Origin of the sequence: Rouxiella sp. T17 (assembly GCF_036663475.1) — a bacterium.
GTDB lineage: Bacteria > Pseudomonadota > Gammaproteobacteria > Enterobacterales > Enterobacteriaceae > Rouxiella.
In genome coordinates this window covers 18867-27745 of the sequence record NZ_JAWUEA010000002.1, presented here as the reverse complement: position 1 = coordinate 27745, position 8879 = coordinate 18867, and the positions used below count along the sequence as shown (strand labels likewise).

Annotated in this window: 8 protein-coding genes; all 8 read left to right on the top strand. The window is 50.2% G+C overall.

Going from position 1 to position 8879, the window contains the following annotated elements:
* Positions 1-543 (top strand): EF-Tu/IF-2/RF-3 family GTPase (locus SC206_RS00320; protein WP_332733019.1); only part of this gene is annotated, 543 nt, incomplete at its 5' end.
* A 249-nt stretch (positions 544-792) separates the two neighbouring features.
* Complete coding sequence (gene secE, locus SC206_RS00315; protein ID WP_332733017.1) at positions 793-1176, top strand: preprotein translocase subunit SecE; 384 nt, start codon at positions 793-795, stop codon at positions 1174-1176.
* 1 nt (position 1177) lies between these two features.
* Positions 1178-1723, top strand: coding sequence for a transcription termination/antitermination protein NusG (gene nusG, locus SC206_RS00310; RefSeq protein ID WP_332733014.1), 546 nt, complete (start codon positions 1178-1180; stop codon positions 1721-1723).
* A gap of 262 nt (positions 1724-1985) precedes the next feature.
* Entirely contained in the window at positions 1986-2414 is a 429-nt protein-coding gene (rplK, locus tag SC206_RS00305) for a 50S ribosomal protein L11 (RefSeq protein WP_009639144.1), read from the top strand.
* Between the two features lie 3 nt (positions 2415-2417).
* Positions 2418-3122 carry a 50S ribosomal protein L1 gene (gene rplA, locus SC206_RS00300; protein ID WP_332733011.1) on the top strand — a complete coding sequence of 235 codons (705 nt, stop codon included), beginning with the start codon at positions 2418-2420 and terminating at the stop codon, positions 3120-3122.
* A 357-nt stretch (positions 3123-3479) separates the two neighbouring features.
* Positions 3480-3986, top strand: coding sequence for a 50S ribosomal protein L10 (gene rplJ, locus SC206_RS00295; RefSeq protein ID WP_332733009.1), 507 nt, complete (start codon positions 3480-3482; stop codon positions 3984-3986).
* Between the two features lie 70 nt (positions 3987-4056).
* The gene (gene rplL, locus SC206_RS00290) at positions 4057-4422 is read left to right on the top strand and encodes a 50S ribosomal protein L7/L12 (RefSeq protein ID WP_053324266.1); all 366 of its coding nucleotides are present in this window, start codon (positions 4057-4059) and stop codon (positions 4420-4422) included.
* A gap of 334 nt (positions 4423-4756) precedes the next feature.
* Positions 4757-8785 carry a DNA-directed RNA polymerase subunit beta gene (gene rpoB, locus SC206_RS00285; RefSeq protein WP_332733003.1) on the top strand — a complete coding sequence of 1343 codons (4029 nt, stop codon included), beginning with the start codon at positions 4757-4759 and terminating at the stop codon, positions 8783-8785.
* Positions 8786-8879 lie beyond the last annotated feature (94 nt).

Genomic DNA, 8879 nt, shown 5'->3' with positions numbered 1-8879 from the left:
ATCGAAGACGTATTCTCCATCTCCGGCCGTGGTACTGTTGTTACCGGTCGTGTAGAGCGCGGTATCGTTAAAGTTGGCGAAGAAGTTGAAATCGTAGGTATCAAAGACACCGTTAAGTCTACTTGTACCGGCGTTGAAATGTTCCGTAAACTGCTTGACGAAGGTCGTGCAGGCGAGAACGTGGGTGTTCTGCTGCGTGGTATCAAGCGTGAAGACATCGAACGTGGTCAGGTTCTGGCTAAACCAGGTTCAATCAAACCACACACCAAATTTGACTCGGAAGTTTATATCCTGAGCAAAGATGAAGGCGGCCGTCATACTCCGTTCTTCAAAGGCTACCGTCCACAGTTCTACTTCCGTACAACTGACGTGACCGGTACCATCGAACTGCCAGAAGGCATCGAGATGGTAATGCCTGGTGACAACGTGAACATGGTTGTTACCCTGATCCACCCAATCGCAATGGACGACGGCCTGCGTTTCGCAATCCGTGAAGGCGGCCGTACCGTTGGTGCAGGTGTTGTTGCTAAAGTTATCGCTTAATCGCTGATAGTTTTTTGTCACTTTACGTTGACGCAACACACACTAAAAGGGCATCATTCGATGCCCTTTTTTCTACGCTATAGCGCCAGAACCTATCTCATCAGCGATTTATACGTCATAATCATTGGTGAGATAGGCTCTTAGAAATAGCGTAAACACCGAGCGTACGTTCTAGCCTACAATCGGTTTGGTTTGCCTCGCAATGCGAGGCAAAGTTGTTTGTTCTGATTCATTGTGACGGGTTGGTTTATGAGTGCGAATACCGAGGCTCAAGGGAGCGGGCGCGGCCTGGAAGCGGTTAAGTGGATTGTCGTTGCCGTTTTACTGGTCGTAGCTATTGTCGGTAACTATTATTACCGTGCATACAGCCTGCCGTTACGTGCGTTGGCCGTTGTCGTGATTATTGCTATTGCAGGCGCAGTGGCTCTGATGACCATGAAAGGCAAGTCAACCGTCGCGTTTGCGCGCGAAGCACGTACAGAAGTACGTAAAGTTATTTGGCCTACACGCCAGGAAACATTGCATACCACACTGATCGTGGCTGCTGTTACGGCAGTAATGTCACTGATTCTTTGGGGCCTGGATGGTATACTGGTCCGTCTGGTATCCTTCATCACTGGCTTGAGGTTCTAAAATGTCTGAAGCACCTAAAAAACGTTGGTACGTCGTTCAGGCGTTTTCTGGCTTTGAAGGCCGCGTAGCGAAATCGCTGGCTGAACACATCAAACTGCACGACATGGAAGAGCTGTTCGGCGAAGTCATGGTCCCTACCGAGGAAGTGGTTGAAATCCGCGGTGGCCAACGTCGTAAAAGCGAACGTAAATTCTTCCCTGGCTATGTGCTGGTTCAGATGGTGATGAACGACGCCAGCTGGCACTTGGTGCGCAGCGTTCCACGCGTGATGGGTTTCATCGGCGGAACTTCGGATCGCCCGGCACCTATCAGCGACAAAGAAGTTGATGCGATCATGAATCGCCTGCAGCAGGCGGGTGATAAACCTCGTCCGAAAACCTTGTTCGAACCGGGCGAATTGGTCCGTGTCAACGATGGTCCTTTTGCAGACTTCAACGGCGTTGTCGAAGAAGTGGATTACGAAAAAAGCCGCCTGAAAGTTTCTGTTTCCATCTTTGGCCGTGCTACACCGGTCGAGCTGGACTTCGGACAGGTAGAGAAGGGCTAATCCCCCGCCAATCCGTGCTTTCGAGCATTGGATAAAAAATCTCCGGTTTCAGGTGTTGTATGAGGCGCGAAATTAAACTATAATTTCGCGCCTTTTGTTTTTATGGCTACCGAAAATGTTGAACGGCACTCCTCGAGATTGACGACGACATCTTCGTAAGACGTAAAACAGATGCTTAAAGCAAGTATCGAAAGCGAAAGCTATCAAATATCACGGGGAGCCTCTTCAAACAGGCGCTAACACCCAACTGAGGAAGATTAACATGGCAAAGAAAGTACAAGCCTACGTCAAGCTGCAAGTAGCAGCCGGCGCTGCTAACCCAAGTCCACCGGTCGGTCCGGCACTGGGTCAGCAAGGTGTTAACATCATGGAATTCTGTAAGGCGTTCAATGCTAAGACTGAAAGCATTGAGAAAGGTCTGCCGATCCCTGTTGTTATTACCGTTTACTCTGACCGTTCTTTCACCTTCGTTACCAAAACCCCTCCTGCAGCAGTATTGCTGAAGAAAGCGGCTGGTATCAAGTCTGGTTCCGGCAAGCCGAACAAAGACAAAGTGGGTAAAGTAACGAGTGCTCAGGTTCGTGAAATCGCAGAAACCAAAGCTGCGGACATGACTGGTTCTGACGTGGAAGCAATGGTTCGCTCCATCGAAGGTACTGCTCGTTCCATGGGCCTGGTAGTAGAGGGATAAGAAATGGCTAAGCTGACCAAGCGCATGCGCGTGATCCGTGACAAAGTTGAGTCTACCAAACAGTACGACATCAACGAAGCTGTTGCCCTGCTCAAAGAGCTGGCTACCGCTAAATTCGTAGAAAGCGTTGACGTTGCCGTTAACCTCGGTATCGACGCTCGTAAATCAGACCAAAACGTTCGTGGCGCTACCGTTCTGCCACACGGCACCGGTCGTTCCGTTCGCGTTGCCGTATTTGCCCAGGGCGCAAACGCTGAAGCTGCTAAAGCTGCAGGCGCTGAGCTGGTAGGTATGGAAGATCTGGCTGACCAGATCAAGAAAGGCGAAATGAACTTCGACGTTGTTATCGCATCTCCAGATGCAATGCGCGTTGTAGGTCAACTGGGCCAGGTTCTGGGTCCACGCGGTCTGATGCCAAACCCTAAAGTTGGTACTGTAACTCCTAACGTTGCCGAAGCAGTTAAGAACGCTAAAGCAGGTCAGGTTCGTTATCGTAACGACAAAAACGGCATCATTCACACCACCATCGGTAAAGTTGACTTTGACGCTGACAAGCTGAAAGAAAACTTGGAAGCACTGCTGGTTGCGTTGAAGAAAGCCAAGCCTTCACAGGCTAAAGGCGTGTTCATCAAGAAAGTTAGCCTGTCCACCACCATGGGCGCTGGCGTTTCTGTTGATCAGAGCGGCCTGTCAGCAACTGTTGCCTAACTTTTAAACGTTAGATTCAGCACAGTTTGCTTTTATCGCTTTACGCGGGCGATAGATTTGTCTAAAATCTATCCCCCGTTCGTTTTGTATAAGCGATAGCGTTTCGGTAATACGAAACCAAGAATTTTTCGGTTGGAGCCTGGCCTATCCAGGCCTCCGTCCAAGACCGCAGGAGTCTTGCAAAAGACTTAATATTTCCTGCGTAGACGGTGACAGAGCCTGAATAAAAATTTTTCTTTTTAAGAATAGTTTTGCTGGATTCTCTGCTCACCGTGTTTGAACGCTTATTTCCGATCCCGGTTATAAGTGATGTGAGTTCCGGGGATTTTCCCCGGCTAAATCCAGGAGCTAAAGCTAATGGCATTAAATCTTCAAGACAAACAAGCGATTGTTGCTGAAGTCAACGAAGTAGCCAAAGGCGCGCTGTCTGCGGTTGTTGCGGATTCCCGTGGCGTTACCGTAGATAAAATGACTGAACTGCGTAAAGCAGGTCGTGAAGCTGGCGTTTACATGCGTGTTGTTCGTAACACCCTGATGCGCCGCGTCGTTGAAGGTACTCCATTCGAGTGCCTGAAAGACACGTTTGTTGGTCCAACCTTGATCGCGTTTTCTCATGAACACCCAGGCGCTGCTGCCCGTCTGTTCAAAGATTTCGCTAAAGCGAACGCTAAGTTCGAGGTTAAAGCTGCGGCCTTTGAAGGTGAGTTCATTCCAGCTGATCAAATCGATCGTCTGGCAACTCTGCCTACTTACGATGAAGCAGTTGCACGCCTGATGGCAACCATGAAAGAAGCCGCTGCCGGCAAATTGGTTCGCACATTGGCTGCTGTTCGCGATCAGAAAGAAGAAGCTACTGCTGCGTAATCAGCAACTTCCTTTCTTGTCACGTTTCGCTTACGTATAAACTATTTCTGTTTTTTAGGAACAAATCTAAATGTCTATCACTAAAGACCAAATCATTGAAGGCGTTGCAGCTCTGTCTGTAATGGAAATCGTAGAACTGATCGCTGCGATGGAAGAGAAATTCGGCGTTTCTGCTGCTGCTGTTGCTGCTGGCCCTGCTGCCGCTGCTGAAGCTGTAGAAGAAAAAACTGAATTCGACGTTGTACTGAAAGGTATCGGCGCGAACAAAGTTGCAGTAATCAAAGCTGTACGTAGCGCAACTGGTCTGGGCTTGAAAGAAGCTAAAGACCTGGTTGAGTCTGCACCAGCAGCTCTGAAAGAAGGCATCAGCAAAGACGACGCTGAAGCACTGAAAAAAGCTCTGGAAGAAGCTGGCGCTGAAGTTGAAGTTAAATAAGCCACTGCTTTCTGAGTGCAGTCAGTTTTAATTAACTGACTGATGGCTGGTGACTTTTTAGTCACCAGCCTTTTTGCGCTATAGAGTGTCAGTGGTGTTTCACACTGTTTGACCACTGAACTACTCCAATATTTTTCTCTGTCTGCCTACTTAATATATTGTCGCCACTTGCCTTGGCTCATCCAGGGATAATGCGCAACGAAATGGTTTAAGAGTGATTGAAAAAGATATTGCGGAAAGTCATTCAACTTTCCGTTCGACAGAAATGGTGTTGCATGAACTGTCCATCCGGACAGACAAGATTGGGTCACTGATCAGCGAGCTGAGGAACCCTATGGTTTACTCCTATACCGAAAAGAAACGCATCCGTAAGGATTTTGGGAAACGTCCACAAGTTCTGGATATTCCTTATCTCCTTTCTATCCAGCTTGACTCGTTCCAGAAGTTTATCGAGCAAGACTCGGAAGGCCAACACGGTCTGGAAGCAGCATTCCGTTCCGTATTTCCTATCAAGAGCTACAGCGGAAACTCTGAGCTGCAATACGTTAGCTACCGTCTCGGTGAGCCGGTGTTCGACGTTAAAGAATGCCAGATCCGCGGTGTAACGTATTCCGCGCCACTGCGCGTGAAACTGCGTCTGGTTATCTACGAACGCGAAGCACCAGAAGGTACGGTCAAAGACATCAAGGAACAAGAAGTCTATATGGGCGAAATTCCGCTCATGACCGAAAATGGTACCTTTGTGATTAACGGTACTGAGAGGGTTATCGTATCTCAGCTTCACCGTAGTCCAGGTGTGTTCTTCGACAGCGATAAGGGTAAAACCCACTCATCGGGTAAAGTGCTGTATAACGCACGTATCATCCCTTACCGCGGTTCATGGCTGGATTTCGAGTTCGACCCGAAAGACAACCTGTTTGTACGTATTGACCGTCGCCGCAAATTGCCAGCGACCATCATTCTGCGTGCACTGAACTACACCACAGAACAGATCCTTGACCTGTTCTTTGACAAGGTGACTTATCAGATCCGCGACAACAAGTTGCAGATGGACCTGATACCTGAGCGCCTGCGCGGTGAAACAGCTTCCTTCGATATCGAAGCTGACGGCAAAGTCTATGTTGAAAAAGGCCGCCGCATCACTGCACGTCATATTCGTCAGCTTGAAAAAGATGACATTCAGCGCATCGAAGTTCCTGTTGAGTACATCGCAGGGAAAGTCGTTTCCAAAGACTACATCGATACCAATACCGGTGAGCTGATTGTCCCTGCGAACATGGAATTGTCTCTGGATCTGCTGGCGAAACTGAGCCAGGCCGGACACAAAACCATCGAAACGCTGTTCACCAACGACCTCGACCATGGTGCTTACATGTCCGAGACCGTGCGTGTCGACCCAACGAGCGATCGCTTAAGCGCGCTGGTTGAGATCTACCGCATGATGCGTCCTGGTGAGCCGCCAACGCGCGAAGCTGCAGAAAGCCTGTTCGAGAACCTGTTCTTCTCCGAAGATCGTTACGACCTGTCTGCTGTTGGTCGTATGAAGTTCAACCGTTCTCTGCTGCGTGATGAAATCGAAGGTTCAGGTATTCTGAGCAAAGACGACATCATTCAGGTAATGAAAAAGCTGATCGGCATCCGTAACGGCGTTGGCGAAGTGGACGATATCGACCACTTGGGTAACCGTCGTATTCGTTCCGTTGGCGAAATGGCTGAAAACCAGTTCCGCGTAGGTCTGGTTCGTGTTGAGCGTGCCGTTAAAGAGCGTCTGTCTCTTGGCGACCTCGACACCCTGATGCCTCAGGACATGATCAACGCCAAGCCGATTTCGGCGGCGGTGAAAGAGTTCTTCGGCTCAAGCCAGCTTTCACAGTTTATGGACCAGAACAACCCGTTGTCCGAAATCACGCACAAGCGTCGTATTTCTGCATTGGGCCCGGGCGGTTTGACCCGTGAACGTGCCGGCTTTGAAGTTCGAGACGTACACCCGACTCACTACGGTCGCGTATGTCCAATCGAAACGCCGGAAGGTCCAAACATCGGTCTGATCAACTCCTTGTCTGTTTATGCACAGACCAACGAGTATGGTTTCCTTGAAACGCCTTACCGTCGCGTACGTGATGGTGTGGTGACCGATGAAATTAACTACTTGTCTGCAATTGAAGAGGGTAACTTCGTTATCGCTCAGGCGAACACCAACCTGGACGAAGAAGGCCACTTTGTTGAAGACCTGGTCACCTGTCGTAGCAAAGGCGAATCAAGCCTGTTTAGCCGCGATCAAGTTGACTATATGGACGTATCTACCCAGCAGATCGTATCCGTTGGTGCTTCACTGATTCCATTCCTGGAACACGATGACGCCAACCGTGCATTGATGGGTGCGAACATGCAACGTCAGGCTGTACCTACTCTGCGCGCTGACAAGCCGCTGGTTGGTACCGGTATGGAACGTGCTGTAGCGGTTGACTCCGGCGTTACTGCCGTTGCCAAACGTGGCGGTACTGTTCAGTACGTGGATGCATCCCGTATCGTTATCCGTGTTAACGAAGACGAGATGTACCCGGGCGAAGCAGGTATCGACATTTACAACCTGACCAAGTACACCCGTTCCAACCAGAACACCTGCATCAACCAGATGCCTTGTGTGAATCTGGGTGAGCCAATCGAGCGCGGCGACGTGCTGGCAGATGGCCCATCAACGGATCTGGGCGAACTGGCACTGGGCCAAAACATGCGCGTCGCGTTCATGCCTTGGAACGGTTACAACTTCGAAGACTCCATCTTGGTGTCCGAGCGTGTTGTTCAGGAAGACCGATTCACGACCATCCACATTCAGGAACTGGCATGCGTGTCCCGCGACACCAAGCTGGGGCCGGAAGAGATCACTGCCGACATCCCTAACGTGGGTGAAGCGGCACTGTCCAAGCTGGATGAGTCAGGTATCGTTTATATCGGTGCAGAAGTGACCGGTGGCGACATTCTGGTTGGTAAGGTAACGCCGAAAGGTGAAACCCAGCTGACGCCAGAAGAGAAGCTGCTGCGCGCTATCTTCGGTGAGAAAGCGTCTGACGTTAAAGACTCTTCTCTGCGTGTACCAAACGGCGTTTCCGGTACGATTATCGACGTGCAGGTCTTCACCCGCGATGGCGTGGAAAAAGACAAGCGTGCGCTTGAAATCGAAGATATGCAGCTGAAACAGGCTAAGAAAGACCTGACTGAAGAGCTGCAGATTCTGGAAGCCGGTTTGTTCCAACGTATTCATTCAGCGCTGGTTAACGGTGGTATTGAAGCTGAGAAGCTTGCAAAACTGCCACGCGATCGCTGGTTGGAACTGTCGTTGACCGACGAAGAAAAACAAAACCAGTTGGAACAGCTGGCCGAACAGTACGACGAACTGAAGTCAGAGTTTGAGAAAAAACTCGAAGCTAAACGTCGTAAGATCACCCAGGGCGATGATCTGGCACCAGGCGTGCTGAAAATCGTTAAAGTGTATCTGGCCGTTAAACGTCAGATTCAACCGGGTGACAAGATGGCTGGTCGTCACGGTAACAAAGGTGTTATCTCCAAGATCAACCCGATCGAAGATATGCCTTACGATGCAGACGGCACGCCTGTCGACATCGTACTGAACCCGCTGGGTGTACCGTCACGTATGAACATCGGTCAGATTTTGGAAACCCACCTGGGTATGGCCGCGAAAGGCATTGGTGAAAAAATCAATGCTATGCTGAAGAAACAGGAAGAAGTTTCCAAGCTGCGCGAGTTCATCCAGCGTGCGTACGATCTGGGCGACGACGTGCGTCAGAAAGTGGATCTGAACACCTTCACCGACGACGAAGTGCTGCGTCTGGCAGAGAACCTGAAAAAAGGTATGCCAATCGCGACACCAGTCTTCGACGGTGCGAAAGAGACTGAAATCAAGCAACTGCTTGAGATGGGCGGAATTCCGACCTCAGGTCAGATCACACTGTTTGACGGCCGTACCGGCGAGCAATTCGAGCGCCAGGTTACTGTCGGCTACATGTACATGCTGAAACTGAACCACCTTGTTGATGACAAGATGCACGCGCGTTCTACCGGTTCTTACAGCCTTGTTACTCAGCAGCCGCTGGGTGGTAAAGCGCAGTTCGGTGGTCAGCGCTTCGGTGAGATGGAAGTGTGGGCACTTGAAGCATATGGTGCCGCGTATACCCTGCAGGAAATGCTGACCGTGAAGTCCGATGACGTTAACGGCCGTACCAAGATGTATAAAAACATCGTGGATGGCGATCATCGTATGGAACCGGGCATGCCGGAATCCTTCAACGTATTGTTGAAAGAGATCCGTTCCCTGGGTATCAACATCGAGCTGGAAGACGAGTAAGTTTGTATCCAATATTTCGAGTTGCAGGAAGGCGGCCAGCGCGCCTGCAGCTTGAAGTATGCAAAGCATACTCGCATTCACACTGGTCACAGGG